The sequence below is a fragment of the Variovorax sp. GW821-FHT09B01 genome (assembly GCF_059418345.1).
In genome coordinates this window covers 1,332,427-1,347,821 of record NZ_JBWKPQ010000001.1, presented here as the reverse complement: position 1 = coordinate 1,347,821, position 15,395 = coordinate 1,332,427, and the positions used below count along the sequence as shown (strand labels likewise).

Here is a 15,395-nt window from a genome sequence, read left to right as displayed (position 1 = left end):
CCATACAGTTTGCGGAAATTGTATGCCTCTGTGCCTTCCCGCCAGGGCCCCGCCCCGCTACGCTGGGCGGATGACAAGCGAAGGTTCTCGACGACATTCCGCCGGCTGGGGCAGCGGCCTGCTGGGCGTGCTCATCTTCAGCGGCTCGCTGCCCGCCACGCGCGTGGCCGTGGCCGATTTTTCGCCGTTGTTCCTGACGGGTGCGCGCGCGGTGATCGCCGCCTTGCTGGGCGCGGTGTTCCTGTTCGCGCTGCGCGAGGCGCGGCCCAAGCGGGCCGACCTCGTGCCGCTGACCCTGGTGGCGATCGGCGTGGTCGTCGGCTTTCCGCTGCTGACCGCGCTCGCGCTGCAGCACATCGATGCCGCGCATTCGGTGGTCTTCGTCGGATTGCTGCCGCTGTCGACCGCGATCTTCGGCGTGCTGCGCGGCGGCGAGCGGCCCAGGCCCGCCTTCTGGCTGTTCTCGATCGTCGGCGCCGCAGTGGTGGCCGGCTTCGCGCTGCACGGCAGCCGCGGCGGCAGCCTGCAGGGCGACCTGCTGATGATCGCGGCCATCGTGGTGTGCGGACTCGGCTATGCCGAAGGCGCCACGCTCTCGCGCCGCCTCGGCGGCTGGCAGGTGATCTGCTGGGCGCTGCTGCTGTCGCTGCCGCTCATGGCCGCCATCGCGTTGTTCACCCTGCCGCATGCCTGGGATCGCATCGGCGCCCCGGCCTGGGCCGGCCTCGCCTACGTGTCGGTCTTCAGCATGATGATCGGCTTCGTCTTCTGGTACCGCGGCCTCGCGCTCGGCGGCATCGCGGGCGTGGGCCAGCTGCAGTTGCTGCAGCCCTTCTTCGGCCTGCTGCTGGCCGGGATGCTGCTCGGCGAGCCCGTGGCCTGGACCATGATCGCCTCGACCGTGGTCGTGGTGTTCTGCGTGGCGGGCGCCAAGCGCTTCGCCTGAGCGGCTGATGAGTTCTTCCTCGATCGAGATCGGCGCGCTCGCGCCGCTGAGCCGGCCGGGCTGGGTCGAGGCGGGCGAGCATCTGCTGGCGGGCATGGAACTGGCCGTGCGCGAGATCAACGAGGCGGGCGGTGTCGCCGGCCGGCCGCTGCGCCTCGTGACGCGGGACACCGCGGCCGATCCCGCGAAAGCCGTGGCCGCCGTGGACGAACTGGCCCGCCTCGGCGTGGTGGCGCTGGCGGGCGAGTACCACAGCGTGGTTGCTCGCGCAGCGGCCGCGCGCGCGCATGCGCTCTGCCTGCCGTTCCTCTGCGCGTCGGCGGTACTCGATGCGCTGTGCGAACAGCCGACGCCCTGGGTGGCGCGGCTGGCGCCCGCGCAGTCGCATGGCTGGCGGATCTATGCGGACTTCCTGCTCGGCGAAGGCCATCGCCGCATCGCGGTCGCGGCCGATGCCAGCGTCTATTGGGCGGCGGGCACGGTCATCCTGCGCGAGCACCTGGCCGCGCGCGACGGTGTGTTGATCGAACTCGATGCGCGTGCGCTGTCGCCCGCGGCACTGTGCGACCAGCTGTTCGAGCAGCGCGCGACGGCCGTCCTGATGCTGGCCGGCCATCCCGAGCCGGCCGTGCCCATCGTGAAGGCCGTGCGCCATGACCCACGCCTTGCCGGCATGCGGATCGGCGCGCCGGCCGGGCAGCCCGAGTTCGCCGAATGGATGGCGGTGCTGGGCGTGGATGGCGCGGCGATTCCGTTCCTCCGCTATCTGCCCGAGCGCCTTGGTCCTTCTGCCATGCGCATCGAAGCGGCATTGCGCGAGCGACTGGGCGTGGCGCCTTCGTTCGTCGCCTTCGAGGGCTACGACACGATCACCGTGCTCGCCGAGGCGATGCGATCGCACGGTGCGCGGCGCGAGGATATCGCCGAGGCTTGGTCGCAAAGGACCTTCGAAAGCAGTCGCGGCCCGCTTCGGTTCTCGCGCGTGCCGGGCATCGATGTCCTGCAGTGGGCCTGGTCCCCGGTCCAGGTCGTCGAGCGCGATCCCTCGAAGCCCGATCGCTTCAAGGTGCTCCACACCGGCGCCTGATCCGGCTCAGGCGTGCACCCGGCCGAGAAAGTCGCGCATCAGGCCCGACACCTCGTCGAGGTGCGTCTCGAGCAGCCAGTGCCCGCCGTCGAGCAGATGCAGCTCGGCCTGCGGCAGGTCGCGCAGATAGGCGCGCGCCGACTTCTCGGGCATGTAGTGATCGTGCGGCCCCCAGACGATCAACGTCGGCGGCTTGTGGGTAGCGAGGTACTGGCGATGCGCCGGAAACCAGGCGCGGTTCTGCTTGAGGCCCGCGATCAGGTCGATCGCGATCTCCTTGCGTTTCGGCGTGACGAGCGACCAGTGCAGCTTCCACAGGTCCGGCGGAATCCGGTCGGCGCGCTCGTCGTCCAGTGCATTGAGGAACTCCTCCTTGAAGGTCTCCTCGTTGATGGCCTTCGCCAATTGGGCGCGCATCTCGGGTTCGGGCAAGGTCCAGGTCTCCTCGATCTCCGCGTACTTCGGGCCCAGCGCATCCTCGTAGGGGATGTCGCCGTTCTGGATGATCTGCGCCACGATGCGCTCGGGCGCCATGATGGCCAGCCGCGCGCCGATCGGCGATCCGAAGTCGTGCAGGTAGAGCGCGAAGCGCGACAGGCCCAGCGTCTTCACGAAGCGGTCGAGGAAGGTCGCATAGCCGTCGAAGCTGTAGTCGAAGTCCTCGGGCGTGGCGCTGTAGCCCGCGCCCGGGTAGTCGGGCGCGACGAGGCGCCAGCGGTCCGCCAGCCGCGGCATCAGGTTGCGGAACTCGTAGGACGAGCACGGGTAGCCATGCGGCAGCAGCACGGCCGGCGCATCCGGCGGGCCGGCTTCGCGGTAGAAGGTGTCCACGTTGCCGACCTGGATGCGGCGGTGTCGAACGGTGGAGGTCATGCGGTGCTTCCCGTCTCGACCACGAAGGCATGCAGCTCGGCCAGCTTCCCGTCGCGAAAGCGCCAGACATCGCAGTAGCTGTGATGGGTCGCCTTGCCCGCCTCGTCCTTCAGCGTGATCTCGCCGATGGCGGCCACGATATCGCCCTCGGCGACCAGCCGGTGCACGTCGAACTTCGGCGGCTCCTTGTACGTCTGGGCCATCCACTGGCGAACGGCTTCCTTGCCGTCGAGCGTCTGTTCGCCCACGAAGGTCCACTTCGTGTCGTCGGTGCAGGCGCTCAGAAAACCTTCGTAGTCGCCCTCGACGATGGCCGCGTTGGCCTGCTCGAGGGTGGCTTTGTTCGTCTGTGACATCCGGAACTCTCCTTCGTTGAACCAGGAACAGGTCCCGGTATAGAGCTCCGGCGTGTCGCGATCGTCAGCCCATGGGCAACGATGGCGTACGCGATCGGCTGACAGCTAGCGCAGATCGAAACCGAAATGCATCCCGCGCGCGAGCAGGCCGTTGCGGAAGTAGAAGCGCTGCGCGAGCGCGTTGTCCATGCCGGTGTCCAGCGTGAGGCGCGTGCAGCCGGCCTCGCGCGCCAGCGTCTTCAGCGCGCCGAGCAGCGCGCTGCCCACGCCGCTGCTGCGCTCGTCCTGCGTGGTCACGAGGTCGTCGACATAGAGAAAGCGCCCGTGGATCAGATTGCGCTGGAAGCGGTAGCCCGCGAAGCCGCCGGGTGCATCGTGCTGCCAGGCCGCGAGCATGCGATAGCCCTCGCGGCGCTGCTCGGCCACGGCCTGCTGGAAGGCCTCGGGGCTCGCGAGATGCGGACGCAGTTGCCGCACGATGGGGTAGCAGGCGAGGAGGTCCGCGTCGGAATCGACGGGGCGGAAACTGATCGGGGTGGCGGTCATGGGGGTGAAGTCGATGAAAGGACCCGGGCAGTGTGCGGCCGCGACTTCCCCTCCCATTGGACCAACTTCGATGATTCGGGTTGGGCCATGTCGCCATGGCCCCCGCCCCTTGCGTGCAGGCCGTTGCTCAGTTGAGCTTCATCACGGCAACGGGATTCGCCTTTGGTACGAGCGGCATGTCCAGGGTCGTGTTGGCCAGGTCCAGCGAGACCGTCTCACCGCCCCAGTTGTCGTACCCCTCGATCACCACGGAAATCTTTCTGCCCGGCAAGACGGTGAAGTCGCGCGGCATCATCTCCAGCGAGACCTTGTAGGCCGTATCGGGCGCAATGGTCTCCGGCTTCTCGAGGGACTTGTGGAAGCGAGGATTGGCCCAGCCCCAGGTCACCGCTTGTCCATCGACGAACAGCTTTGCCTTGAGATTGCTGACGCCGTTGGAGAGCTTGACGGTTGTCGTCACGTAGATCGTGCCGGCAAAGCGGGTTGCATTCGCGAGAGGCCGGGACACGAAGCTCCCGCTGTCGGCGCCATAACTCAGCGTCAAGGGTTCTCCTGCCGATCCCTCCCCGGCGTCCGGCGTCAACAGAAGACCCGTGTCCGAGGCGGCGTTGCGATGCAGGTAGTACGAAACCGTCTTCGTTGCCGGCCAGGCGTCTTCCTTCACCATGATTCCGCCCGAGGTGACGCAATCCCTCGGGTTGTGAGCACCGGAGCCAGGCTGATTGCAGTGACCTGTCAGTGTGTCGCTCAAGTCGGTCCGCGGCTCGCCGCCGAGGTCTCCGGCAACCTTGTCTCCGGGTGGTGTTTCCCGCACATAGGTCGGCTGGGCCTCGACGCCGTTGTTCACGCCAAAGAGATAGCGCGAATACCACAGCATGATCTGCTTCTGCCATTCCTTCTGCCAGGCAGGATCGTCGTGATCCTTGGCATGGAACCACAGTTGCACCGGCTTCTTCATCCGATGGAGCGTTTGATACAACTGAACGGCGTTCTTCGTCTTGACGTTGTTGTCGCTCTGACCGTGCGAGATGAGCGTCGCGGCCTTGATGTTGCCCGCCAGTGCGAGCGTATTGCGTTCTTTCCAGAAGTCGGTGTAGGCGAGTGTTTCGTCGTCGACCCCTGCGTCCAGTTTGGCAAAGCTGGCGGTGCATTCGGCCGGCGGGCTTTGATCGTTGTATATCTGGGCATAGCCGTTGAGAGTGATGACGCCGAGCTCGTCGGGGACCACACCGTTGTACCGTGAGAAATAGTCGTAGGCATTGCTGATGCCAGCCACCGGAACGATGGCTTCGAGTCCGGTGACCCCCATCGCGGCGGCCATGATGGGCAGGGTCCCACCGTAGGAAATCCCTTCCATGGCGACGTGGTTCGTCGACCAGGAGGCCGCGGTCACCGCAGCACCGTTCTCGTCGAAGCCTTGTGCGGACGGATCGCTCGCCAGCCAGCGAACGACGTCGGCCATGGCCTGACGCTCCGCGCTGTCCATGATGCTGGCGCAACCCTCCGACTGGTAGGTCCCGATCGTGTCGGCGTAGACGACGGTGTAGCCCATTCGCAGGTACTGATCTTCGCCAAGAAAGGGTTGTCGCTTCCCGACGTAGGCCGGGTCCCCGTAGTAGAAGGACGGCCGAACGATCACCGGTGTCTTCAACCCATCGGCCACTTCCGCCGGTTGCACGATGCGCAGCGCGAGGCGATCGGGTTTGCCGTTGTTGTCGGTATCGAGCGCCGTCTGGACCTTGACGCTGAACTTCAACGGTTCCCGGTTCGGAGAGAGCCACGGCAGCACCATGCCGTTCTCGACGGTGGGGCCGTCGTGCCCGGGGTAGAGGCCGGCAAGCTTGGGGTACGGCACGCCCGTCGGGGAGTTCTCGAACTGAGGCCCCACATCGGGCAACGGCACCGGCGCCGGGATCGGCCCGGGAGGCGGCTCTTGCGTGATGGTCTGCGGTGCGTTTGCCACGGGCAGGTAGACAACGGAGGAGGTACCGTCCCCGCCGCCGCAGGCGCCGACGAGCAGAGCCGCCGCGGTGGCTCCGGCGATCTGGCGTCCTCGCGCTGTCAGCCTTCGGCCCTTGTTCGTTGCGGTGTTCGACGCTTCGACATTCTTTTTCATTTCGACATTCCCTTGTGTGGTCGGTGGAGGCGAGCTCAGTCGCCGGCTTCGCTGGCCCGGACAGGTCGTGAACCGAGCGCGCCGATCCCGACGCGACATGCCGCCAGCGCGGCGGCTGAATAAGCCATGAAGATGGTTTGAATTAATCTTCTATTAAGCATTCGTGTTGTTTCCCTAAAGGCAAAAGAAGAACGGCCGATTTGTCATACGGCGTTCACCCACGTGTCGATCACGAACCGCCACTCGCATTGCAAATGGCCGCGCGAACGTCACGTATCGGCACTCTTTCCATGAGCGCCGAATCTCGACAATCTTTGGGTTATTGCTCTAGGCGACAGGCCCTTCGCAACCGGCAATGCGGCGAGCTGGGCATTGCGATGCCTGGGCGTGGCAAGCCCGATGGCATCGAGAGAAGGGAGTCGGGGTGCAACGGAACAGAAGGTGCAGCGAAGACTTCTGTGCGTTGGCGAAAGCGCGATGCTTTGATTCTGAAAAAAGAATGTCGCCCTGGGATTATTTCAGACCGAATCCGTGAATCATTGTTCATTTACTCTCCCTGTTGACTCCAGAAAAAGTCTGCACGAACTGTGCCAATTGGAGGAAATGAACTGGTGATATTTCTTATTTGGCTGAATCGCCTGTTGGATGTGTCACGGTCGTCCGAGGGACATGCAATGCACGCGCCCAGCGAGGCGCCGGGCCCCAGGGACGAGATGACCGAGAAGCTGGCGGCCCGCTAGACGGCCGCGCGATCGCCGCGCGCCGGCGCCACCATGTTGCGGCAGGCGATCAGGTACGCCTGCTCGGTGCTCTGGATGTGCTCGCGCAGGATCGCCTGCGCGCGCGCCGCGTCGTTGGCGCGGATCGCGTCGACCACCACGCGGTGGTTGTCCTGGCAGTGCGTGACCTGGCTGTTCTCGGCCGGCAGCCGGTAGCGCAGGGCGGTGAGCTGCGCCGCCACCAGCGTGTACGCGGACTGGATGTAGCCGTTGGCGCAGCTCTCGATGATGGCGTTGTGGAACTCGGTGTCCAGCCGCGGGAACTCGTCGTGCTGCTGCTTCGAGAAGGCGGCGGCCATGTCGTCCAGGCATTTCTCGAGTGCCTGGATCAGCGCCTCGGGTCGGTGCTCCATGCCGTCGGCCAGGGCCTCGCATTCGATCATCGAGCGGAAGCGGCAGATGTTCGCGACCTCGGCCTCGCCGAGCTGGAACACGAAGGTCCCGCGCTGCGGATGGACCTCGACCAGCCCTTCCATCTTGAGGTGCAGCAGCGCCTCGCGCACCGGCGTCTTGCTGATCCCCAGCGTGGCCGCCAGCACCGACTCCGACAACGCCTCGCCGAAGCCCAACTCGCCTCTGACGATGGCGGCGCGGATCTGGTCGATCGCGAGTTCGGTGAGCGATTTGGGCCGCTCGACCTTGACGGAGAGGGCGGATTGACGGGGCGGGGCCATGCGCGATCCTAACAGGACCGTCCCTCGGGAAATACCGGATCTGATCTCTGGCGTTCCATATCTGGCATCTGATATATTTGTTGCCATAGAACAGGAGACAAGATGAATGCAGCAATGGACCGGCTCTACCGGTGGTTCGAGCACGCGCTCGTGGGTGGCCTGGCCGTGATGTCGCTGATGGTGTTCGCCAACGTGGTGCTGCGCTATGTCTTCGACACCGGCATCACCTTCACCGAGGAGGTGTCGCGCATGCTGTTCGTCTGGCTGACCTTCATCGGCTCGATCGTCGCGCTGCGCCAGGGCACGCACCTGGGCATGGACACGGTGGTCAGCCGGCTGCCGCATGCGGGCAAGCTGGCCTTCTTCGTCCTGAGCCACCTGCTGATGCTGGGCTGCATCGTGATGCTGTGGCTGGGCTGCTGGGAGCAGACCCGGGTCAACCTCGACAACCACGCGCCGGTCTCGGGCATCCCGGTGGCGGCGGTCTATTCGGTCGGGCTGGTCGCCGCGGTGCTGATGGGCATCACCCTGCTCGCCAACCTCTGGCAGGCACTGCGCGGCGACCTCAGCGACGCGCAGCTGGTGACGGTGCGCGAGAGCGAAGACCGCGCCGCCGACTGAGCGCAAGGACAGAGGCCATCCCATGACCGTCTTCACCTTCATCGCATCGCTGCTCGGCGCCATGACGCTGGGCATGCCGATCGCGTTCGCCCTCATGGTCTGCGGCGTCGCGCTGATGCTGCAGATGAACAGCTTCGACGTGCAGATCCTGGCGCAGAAGCTGGTCGACGGCGCCGACAACTACCTGCTGATGTCGGTGCCCTTCTTCCTGCTGGCCGGCGAGATCATGAACCTCGGCGGCCTGTCGCGGCGCATCGTCGATGCCGCGATGGCCGTCATCGGCCACATCCGCGGCGGCCTGGGCTATGTGGCGGTGCTCACGGCGCTGGTGCTGGCCAGCGTCTCGGGCTCGGCCATTGCCGACACCGCGGCGGTGGCGGTGCTGCTGATCCCGATGATGCGCAATGCCGGCTACGACGTGGGCCGCTCGAGCGGGCTGATCGCCGCGGCCGGCATCATCGCGCCGGTGATCCCACCCTCGATCGGCTTCGTGGTGTTCGGCGTGGCCGCGGGCCTGTCGATCACCAAGCTCTTCATGGCCGGCATCGTGCCGGGCCTGATGATGGGTGCCTCGCTGATCGTCACCTGGTGGTGGCTCTCGCGCCGCGGCACGGTGCAGCCGGCGCCGCGCCGCAGCCTGCCCGAGATCGGCGTGGCCGTGCTGCGCAGCCTGTGGGCGCTGGGGCTGCCGGTCATCATCATCTTCGGCCTCAAGCTCGGCGTGTTCACGCCCACCGAGGCCGGCGTGGTGGCCGCGGCCTACGCGCTGTTCGTGAGCACCGTGGTCTACCGCGCGCTGTCGCTGCGCGACCTCTACCGCGCGCTGCTGAGCGCGGCCATGACCTCGGCCATCATCATGTTCCTGGTGGCGGCCTCGCTGGTGTCGGCCTGGCTCATCACGGTGGCCAACATCCCCGACCAGATCGTGGCGCTGGCGCAGCCCTTCATCGAGCACAAGACGCTGTTGATGCTGGTGCTGATGGCGGTGGTCGTGCTGGTGGGCACCGCGCTCGACTTCACGCCCACCATCCTGATCCTCACGCCGGTGCTGATGCCGATCATCAAGGAGGCCGGCATCGACCCGATCTACTTCGGCGTGCTGTTCATCATCAACAACGCCATCGGCATGGTGACGCCGCCCGTGGGCACGGTGCTCAACGTGGTGGCCGGCGTGGCGCGCATCCGCATGGACGACGCGATCCGCGGCGTCATGCCCTTCATGGCGGCGCAGCTCGTCGTGCTGCTGCTGCTGATCCTGTTCCCCGCGCTGGTCCTCGTGCCCGCCACCTGGTTCCGCTGACACCGTTCATTCATCCAACAAGGAGACAACAAGCATGCTCAAGAAGATCATCGTCGCGCTCGCGGCCACCGCGGCGCTCGGCCTGGCCCATGCGCAGGCCGGCAAGTTCGGCTACGGCGCCAGCGACGACAACTCGCAGGGCCTCGCGGCCAAGCGCTTTTCCGAATTGGTGAAGACTCGCACCGGCGGCCGCATCAACGTCAACACCTACGGCAGCGGCAAGCTCGGCACCGACGCGCAGATGCAGTCGGCGCTGCAGGGCGGCGTGCAGGAGCTGATGGTGGGCCCGACCTCGGGCCTGGTCGGCGTGGTCAAGGAGTACGCGCTGCTCGACCTGCCGTTCCTGGTCTCCAGCTTCAAGGAGGCCGACTCGCTGCTCGACGGCCCGGTCGGCCAGTCGCTGTTCCAGAAGCTCGAGGCCCATGGCCTGGTGGGGCTGGCCTACTGGGAGAACGGCTTTCGCCATCTCACCAATTCGCGCCGCTCGGTCAACAAGCTCGAGGACATCGCGGGCCTGAAAATCCGCGTGATCCCGAACCCGGTCTACATCGAGACCTTCAAGGCCCTGGGCGCCAACCCGCTGCCGCTGCCCTACACCGAGCTCTACGGCGCGCTCGAGACCAAGTCGGTCGATGCGCAGGAGAACGGCCTGGGCCTGATCGAGTCGGGCAAGTTCTACGAGGTGCAGAAGTACCTGACCCTGAGCGCCCACAGCTACACGCCCTACATCGTGCTGGCGAGCAGGAAGTGGTTCGACAAGCTGCCCGAGGCCGACCGCGAGCTGGTGCGCAAGGCGGCGGTCGATGCCGGCACCTACCAGCGCCAGATCAACCGCGAGGAGACGCGCAAGCTGGTCGACCAGATGAAGAAGCATGGCCTGCAGGTGGTCGACCTGCCGGCCGCCGAGGCCAACCGCATGCGCGAGAAGGTCAAGCCCGTGCACGAGAAGTTCACCGAGCAGATCGGCGCCGCGCTGATGAAGCAGGCGCGCGAGGAGATCGCCAAGGCCGCACAGTGAGCGCCTGAACCCCCGATTCGTTTTTTCGCCGCCCTCCGCGAGGAGGGCGGGCGGGAGCCTGCCCGCCGTTCCCCGTCTTCCAGCCCATTGCACATACACAAGGAGAGAGATCCATGGACACCCAGCAACTGATCGCCGCCTTCGAGAAGGTCGCCACCGCCTCGGTCGCCGATGCCGTCGACAAGGTCACCGGCAAGCGCGGCTACCTCGACCACGAGATCAAGCCGCGCATCAACGACAAGCGTGTGGTCGGCCCGGCCGCCACCGTGATCGAGGTGCCGACCGACGAGTTCGTGCCGCCGCAGCATGCGCTCGACCTGATCGACGAGGCTCCCGAGGGCAGCGTGATCTGCATCGGCATCGGCGGCGAGAGCGACGTCGCCGTCTGGGGCGGCCTGATGACCGCGGGCGCCTTCGCCAACCGCCATGCGGGCGCGCTGCTCGACGGCGGCGTGCGCGACATCGCCGAGATCCGCCGCGACTACGACTTCCCCGTGTTCGCGCGCAGCGTCTCGCCGGGCACCACGCTGGGCCGCCACAAGACCCTGAGCTCGGGCGTGCCGACCATGATCGGCGGCGTGATGGTGCACCCGGGCGACATCGTGGTGGCCGACATCGACGGCGTGGTGATCGTGCCGCTCGCCCATGCCGAGGCCGTGCTCGCGATGGCGCAGGAGATCGACCAGCGCGAGCTCGAGCAGGCCAAGCTGATCGTGGCCGAGCGCTCGCTGCGCAAGGGGCTGGCGAAATATGGCCGCATCTGAAGCCACCGGCGCGGCACAGATCGTCGCGCTCGGCGAGCCGATGGTGGAGTTCAACCAGGTCCATCCCGGCGAGCCCAACTACCTGCAAGGCTTCGGCGGCGACACCTCGAATGCCATCATCGCCGCGGCCCGGCAGGGCGCGCGCACCGCCTACCTCACGCGCGTGGGCAGCGACACCTGGGGCGACGCGCTGATGGCCCTGTGGCGCGCCGAGGGCGTGGCCACCGACGGCGTGGCGCGCGATGCGCAGGCACCGACCGCGGTGTACTTCGTCACGCACGACGGCGACGGCCATGCCTTCAGCTACCTGCGCGCCGGCAGCGCCGCCAGCCGCATGGTGCCGGCCGGGCTGCCGCGCGACACCATCGAGGGCGCGCGCTTCCTCCATGTGTCGGGCATCAGCCAGGCCATCAGCGCGAGCGCCTGCGACACCGTGTTCGAAGCCATCGCCATCGCGCGCGCCAAGGGCGTGCAGGTCAGCTACGACGCCAACCTGCGGCTCAAGCTCTGGCCGCTGGCGCGCGCCCGCGCCGTGATCCGCGAGACCGTGGGCCTGTCGGACCTGTTCCTGCCGAGCATCGAGGATGCGCAGCAGTTCACCGGCCTCGACGGCGAAGACGCCATCCTCGACTGGTGCTTCGAGGCCGGCGCGCGCACCGTGGTGCTGAAGCTCGGCAAGGCCGGCGCCGTGCTCGCCACGCCCTCATCGCGCGAGCGCATCGCGGGCCACGTGGTGCGGGCGGTCGATGCCACCGGTGCCGGCGACTGCTTCGCGGGCTCGCTGCTCGCGCGGCTGGCCGCGGGCGATGCGATCGCGCAGGCGGTGCGCTATGCCAATGCGGCGGCGGCGCTCACGACCACGGGCTTCGGGGCGGTGGCGCCGATACCGCGGCCGGAGGAGGTGCGGGGCTTGCTGGCGATGGATCCCGACCGGAAATAGCCGGCCACGATCTGGGAAACAGCGGGTGCTCTATCGGAGCCCCACTGTCGACGACTCGAACTGCGGGACCGCGCGCGAGAAGTTCGACGCGGTCTTGATAGCCCTGCACATGACGCTTGCCGTCACCCGGCCTTCGAGAGATTCCGCGTTCGCCATCGATCCATTGCATCGCGTCTATCAAATATCTATTAGCTGTGAATTAGAAATTCAATTCTTTACATCAATTGGAGATCGGGATTTGCATGGGCTGTGAATGAGGGATCGTTGCGCACAATGTCGGTGCGCAATTAACGCTTTCGCCTAAATTGAATTGGCATGCAATGTGCAGGCGAGAGTGTGTCGCGACGAATTGAATCACTCATCCCTCGATAAATCACAACATGAAGAAAAGACTCGTTCTCTCCGCACTGGTTCCATCTCTCGTCGCCGCCACCGTTCTCGTCGCATGCGGTGGGGGAGGCGGCGGTGGTGGTTTCGCATTCCTGCCTTCCGCGGGGAGTGGCGGCAATTCGGCCGCACCTCCTCCTGCGCCCCCTGCGGCCGACACGAGTTGCCAGGCGTTGACCAGCGATGGCGCGGGCGTCGTGGTCGGGTCCAATCTCCCCGGTGATCCATCGCTGCCCGAGGCCGCCTCGGGATACCGGACCGGATTGAAGACGGTCTATGCCAAGAAGTTCATGGTGTCGACGTCCAATGCGCTGGCCAGCGCCGCGGGTTGCGCGGTCCTTCAGAAGGGCGGCACGGCGGCGGACGCCGCGGTGGCGGTGCAGGCCGTGCTCGGGCTCACGGTTCCCGAGGCGACGGGCCTGGGATCGGGAGGCTTCATCGTCTACTACGATGCGGCGACGAAGAAGGTCGTGGCCTACGACGGCCGCGAGTCGGCACCCGCGGCCGCGACGCAGAACTACCTGCGCTACATCGACGACACGACCGACAAGACCACGCCCAAGCCCAGTGCCCGCGCCAGCGGCCGCTCGATCGGCACCATCGGCGTGCCGCGGCTGATCGAGGCCGTGCAGAAGGACCACGGCAAGCTCGCCTGGAAGGACCTCTTCGGCGACGGCATCGCGCTGGCCACCAACGGCTTCAAGATCGGCGGCCGCCTGGCCGACGCCATTTCCTCTAACGCCACCAGCCTGAAGCGCGATGCCGAGGCCAAGGCCTACTTCTTCAACGACGACGGCACGCCGAAGGCCCTGGGAACCCTGCTGAAGAACCCGGCCTATGCACGCTCGCTGACGGCCATGGCGAACAACGGCGCCGATGCCATCTACACGGGCCAGATCGGCCAGGACATCGTGGCCAAGATCGCCACGGCGGTCGACGCCAATGGCGATGTGATGACGCCGGGAAAGACCACGCTCGCCGACCTGGCCGGCTACCAGGTGAAGCGCCGCGAGCCCGTGTGCACGACCTACCGTGCCTACTGGATCTGCGGCGCGCCGCCTCCGACTTCGGGCGGTATCACCGTGGCATCGGCCATGGGGATCCTGGAGAACTTCAATCTCTCCCTCTACAAGCCGGCAACGCTCGACCTGGAAGGCGGCAAGCCCACGGTGATGGGCGTGCACCTGGTCAGCGAGGCGGAGCGCCTGGCCTATGCCGACCGCGACAAGTACGTCGCGGATACGGACTTCGTGCCGCTGCCCGGCGGCACCTGGGACACGCTGCTCAACAAGCCCTATCTGACGAGCCGCGCGGGCCTGATCAATTTCGGCGCCAGCATGGGGACCGCGGTCGCGGGCAACCTTGGGCCGATCCCGCTGGGCGTCGACAACCTGGTCGAGCACGGCACCAACCAGTTCACGATCGTGGACGGGGAAGGGAATGCGCTCACGGCGACGACCACCGTGGAGTCGAGCATGGGTTCGTTCCACATGACCGACGGCTTCCTGCTCAACAACCAGCTGACGGACTTCTCCGCCGCGCCGACCGACGGCAACGGCGATCCGATCGCGAACCGGGTGGCGCCCGGCAAGCGGCCGCGCAGCTCGATGGCACCGACGCTGGTCTTCGGCATGGCGCCCGATGGCTCGAAGGGCGACTTCGTGATGGCAACGGGCTCGCCGGGTGGCGGCACCATCCCGCAGTACGTCGTCAAGACGTTGGTGGGCGCGCTGGATTGGGGACTCGATGCGCAGCAGGCTTCGAACCTGGTGGACTTCGGCGCCAGCAACAGCGCGACGACCACGTTGGGCGGCGAGCATCCGAACATCGACACGTCCAATGGCGGTGCCAACGATCCGCTGATTCAGGGCCTGATCGCGCTGAAGCACAAGATCTCCACCAGCGCGCAGGCGAGCGGCGTCAACACCGTCATGCGGGTTCAGCGCAACGGGGTGCCGGTGCTGGCGGGCGGGACCGATCCGAGGCGCGAAGGCGTGGTGCTCGGGGACAGCTTCAATCCCTGAGCATCGGCCGGGCGGGATGCCGCCCGGCTAGCTGGAAGCCGGCGGCCACAGCACCGGAAACAACGGATGCGCCATCGGCGCGCCCGCCGGCAGCTGCTCGGCCAGCCCCGGGAAATCCGGCGAAGTCTTCCAGCGCCGCGGCGCATGCCGCATGTCGTCGCCCAGCATGCGCACCGAGAACACCCGCCGCCGCCGCCCGGGCTCGAGCCCGGCCGAGGCGTGCAGCGTGAGCATGTTGAAGGCGATGGCGTCGCCGGGTTCCGCGGCCCAGCCGAGGATGTCGTGGGCCGCGCGGTCGGCCTCGATGTCGGGCAGGTCGGCCAGCGCGCCCTCGGGAAACCACTTGGCCTCGTTGGTCATGAAGGTGCGCGGCATCAGCCACGGCCCCTTGTGCGATCCGGCGACGAGCTCCAGCGTCGAGGCACGCGACACCGGATCGACCGGAATCCAGAAGCTGACGTTCTGGCTGCCCTCGACGTTGTAGTAGGGCTGGTCCTGGTGCCAGGGCGTGCGCTGGCGCGTGCCCGATTCCTTGGTGAGCATGTGGTCGTGATAGAGCCGCACCTGCGTGCTCTTCGTGAGCCTGGCCGCGGCGGCCGGCAATGCCGAGCGCGAGATCACGTCCCAGTACGCCGGTATCTCCTGCCAGTTGCAGAAGTCCTCGATGAAGAAGCCCGGATCGTCGGGCCGGCTCGCCACCTTCGCGCGCACGCTCGGCGCGGCGAGGTTGGCATCGATGCCCTGGCGCAGCAGCTCGACCTCGGCGGGCCGCAGGACGCCGCGCAGGACGATGGCACCATCGCGCGAAAATTCCTCGACTTGTTGGTCCGATGGAAGCCGGTCGTCGGGTCGTGCGTTCATGGGCGGTGTCTCCTGCGGGGTATGCAATGGTTGCGAGGCCGAAGGCAGTCTAGAGTGACGGGATGGATCACAGCCCATCCAATCGGACAAGCGATCAAGCAAG

Annotated in this window: 14 protein-coding genes; 8 read left to right on the top strand and 6 right to left on the bottom strand. The window is 66.8% G+C overall.

Annotated elements, in window-relative coordinates; translation table 11 throughout:
• Nucleotides 1-70: 70 nt before the first annotated feature.
• Both AC07RV_RS05955 and AC07RV_RS05950 read left to right on the top strand, forming a co-directional pair.
• Entirely contained in the window at nucleotides 71-946 is an 876-nt protein-coding gene (locus tag AC07RV_RS05955) for a DMT family transporter (RefSeq protein WP_296786395.1), read from the top strand.
• A 7-nt stretch (nucleotides 947-953) separates the two neighbouring features.
• Nucleotides 954-2,033 carry an ABC transporter substrate-binding protein gene (locus AC07RV_RS05950; RefSeq protein ID WP_296786392.1) on the top strand — a complete coding sequence of 360 codons (1,080 nt, stop codon included), beginning with the start codon at nucleotides 954-956 and terminating at the stop codon, nucleotides 2,031-2,033.
• Between the two features lie 6 nt (nucleotides 2,034-2,039).
• Here the strand turns inward: AC07RV_RS05950 and AC07RV_RS05945 are convergent, their stop codons facing one another.
• The 5 genes from AC07RV_RS05945 to AC07RV_RS05925 all read right to left on the bottom strand — a co-directional run bounded on the left by AC07RV_RS05945 (nucleotide 2,040) and on the right by AC07RV_RS05925 (nucleotide 7,377).
• Entirely contained in the window at nucleotides 2,040-2,906 is an 867-nt protein-coding gene (locus tag AC07RV_RS05945) for an alpha/beta fold hydrolase (protein WP_296786389.1), read from the bottom strand.
• Entirely contained in the window at nucleotides 2,903-3,262 is a 360-nt protein-coding gene (locus tag AC07RV_RS05940; RefSeq protein ID WP_296786386.1) for a nuclear transport factor 2 family protein, read from the bottom strand. Before AC07RV_RS05940 ends, AC07RV_RS05945 begins: the two co-directional genes overlap by 4 nt.
• 105 nt (nucleotides 3,263-3,367) lie before the next feature.
• The gene (locus AC07RV_RS05935; RefSeq protein ID WP_296786383.1) at nucleotides 3,368-3,808 is read right to left on the bottom strand and encodes a GNAT family N-acetyltransferase; all 441 of its coding nucleotides are present in this window, start codon (nucleotides 3,806-3,808) and stop codon (nucleotides 3,368-3,370) included.
• A 127-nt stretch (nucleotides 3,809-3,935) separates the two neighbouring features.
• Nucleotides 3,936-5,705 carry a CocE/NonD family hydrolase gene (locus tag AC07RV_RS05930; RefSeq protein ID WP_444813671.1) on the bottom strand — a complete coding sequence of 590 codons (1,770 nt, stop codon included), beginning with the start codon at nucleotides 5,703-5,705 and terminating at the stop codon, nucleotides 3,936-3,938.
• A 955-nt stretch (nucleotides 5,706-6,660) separates the two neighbouring features.
• Nucleotides 6,661-7,377: a GntR family transcriptional regulator gene (locus AC07RV_RS05925; protein ID WP_177239424.1), complete on the bottom strand. Its 717-nt coding sequence runs from the start codon at nucleotides 7,375-7,377 to the stop codon at nucleotides 6,661-6,663.
• 102 nt (nucleotides 7,378-7,479) lie between these two features.
• Here AC07RV_RS05925 and AC07RV_RS05920 point away from each other — a divergent pair, with 102 nt between their 5' ends.
• The 6 genes from AC07RV_RS05920 (at nucleotide 7,480) to AC07RV_RS05895 (ending at nucleotide 14,431) form a co-directional block, all read left to right on the top strand.
• Nucleotides 7,480-7,998: a TRAP transporter small permease gene (locus AC07RV_RS05920; RefSeq protein ID WP_208510795.1), complete on the top strand. Its 519-nt coding sequence runs from the start codon at nucleotides 7,480-7,482 to the stop codon at nucleotides 7,996-7,998.
• A 22-nt stretch (nucleotides 7,999-8,020) separates the two neighbouring features.
• The gene (locus AC07RV_RS05915; protein ID WP_093346726.1) at nucleotides 8,021-9,298 is read left to right on the top strand and encodes a TRAP transporter large permease subunit; all 1,278 of its coding nucleotides are present in this window, start codon (nucleotides 8,021-8,023) and stop codon (nucleotides 9,296-9,298) included.
• Between the two features lie 34 nt (nucleotides 9,299-9,332).
• On the top strand, nucleotides 9,333-10,316 hold the full coding sequence (locus AC07RV_RS05910; protein ID WP_296786374.1) for a TRAP transporter substrate-binding protein: 984 nt from the start codon (nucleotides 9,333-9,335) through the stop codon (nucleotides 10,314-10,316).
• A gap of 113 nt (nucleotides 10,317-10,429) precedes the next feature.
• On the top strand, nucleotides 10,430-11,080 hold the full coding sequence (locus tag AC07RV_RS05905; RefSeq protein ID WP_093346731.1) for an RraA family protein: 651 nt from the start codon (nucleotides 10,430-10,432) through the stop codon (nucleotides 11,078-11,080).
• Nucleotides 11,067-12,020 (top strand): sugar kinase, encoded by a 954-nt coding sequence (locus AC07RV_RS05900; protein WP_296786369.1) that lies wholly within the window; start codon nucleotides 11,067-11,069, stop codon nucleotides 12,018-12,020. The genes AC07RV_RS05905 and AC07RV_RS05900 overlap by 14 nt, the downstream gene beginning before the upstream one ends.
• Nucleotides 12,021-12,400: 380 nt before the next feature.
• Nucleotides 12,401-14,431 (top strand): gamma-glutamyltransferase family protein, encoded by a 2,031-nt coding sequence (locus AC07RV_RS05895; protein WP_296786366.1) that lies wholly within the window; start codon nucleotides 12,401-12,403, stop codon nucleotides 14,429-14,431.
• A 27-nt stretch (nucleotides 14,432-14,458) separates the two neighbouring features.
• Here AC07RV_RS05895 and AC07RV_RS05890 read toward each other — a convergent pair whose 3' ends face one another.
• Nucleotides 14,459-15,292: a phytanoyl-CoA dioxygenase family protein gene (locus tag AC07RV_RS05890; protein WP_296786363.1), complete on the bottom strand. Its 834-nt coding sequence runs from the start codon at nucleotides 15,290-15,292 to the stop codon at nucleotides 14,459-14,461.
• Between the last annotated feature and the right edge of the window lie 103 nt (nucleotides 15,293-15,395).

Excerpts from the sequence above, each read along its gene's own strand:
- AC07RV_RS05955 (WP_296786395.1), top strand. The coding sequence starts at position 71 with ATGACAAGCGAAGGTTCTCGACGACATTCCGCCGGCTGGGGCAGCGGC.
- AC07RV_RS05950 (WP_296786392.1), top strand. The coding sequence starts at position 954 with ATGAGTTCTTCCTCGATCGAGATCGGCGCGCTCGCGCCGCTGAGCCGG.
- AC07RV_RS05945 (WP_296786389.1), bottom strand. The coding sequence starts at position 2,906 with ATGACCTCCACCGTTCGACACCGCCGCATCCAGGTCGGCAACGTGGAC.
- AC07RV_RS05940 (WP_296786386.1), bottom strand. The coding sequence starts at position 3,262 with ATGTCACAGACGAACAAAGCCACCCTCGAGCAGGCCAACGCGGCCATC.
- AC07RV_RS05935 (WP_296786383.1), bottom strand. The coding sequence starts at position 3,808 with ATGACCGCCACCCCGATCAGTTTCCGCCCCGTCGATTCCGACGCGGAC.
- AC07RV_RS05925 (WP_177239424.1), bottom strand. The coding sequence starts at position 7,377 with ATGGCCCCGCCCCGTCAATCCGCCCTCTCCGTCAAGGTCGAGCGGCCC.
- AC07RV_RS05920 (WP_208510795.1), top strand. The coding sequence starts at position 7,480 with ATGAATGCAGCAATGGACCGGCTCTACCGGTGGTTCGAGCACGCGCTC.
- AC07RV_RS05915 (WP_093346726.1), top strand. The coding sequence starts at position 8,021 with ATGACCGTCTTCACCTTCATCGCATCGCTGCTCGGCGCCATGACGCTG.
- AC07RV_RS05910 (WP_296786374.1), top strand. The coding sequence starts at position 9,333 with ATGCTCAAGAAGATCATCGTCGCGCTCGCGGCCACCGCGGCGCTCGGC.
- AC07RV_RS05905 (WP_093346731.1), top strand. The coding sequence starts at position 10,430 with ATGGACACCCAGCAACTGATCGCCGCCTTCGAGAAGGTCGCCACCGCC.
- AC07RV_RS05900 (WP_296786369.1), top strand. The coding sequence starts at position 11,067 with ATGGCCGCATCTGAAGCCACCGGCGCGGCACAGATCGTCGCGCTCGGC.
- AC07RV_RS05895 (WP_296786366.1), top strand. The coding sequence starts at position 12,401 with ATGAAGAAAAGACTCGTTCTCTCCGCACTGGTTCCATCTCTCGTCGCC.
- AC07RV_RS05890 (WP_296786363.1), bottom strand. The coding sequence starts at position 15,292 with ATGAACGCACGACCCGACGACCGGCTTCCATCGGACCAACAAGTCGAG.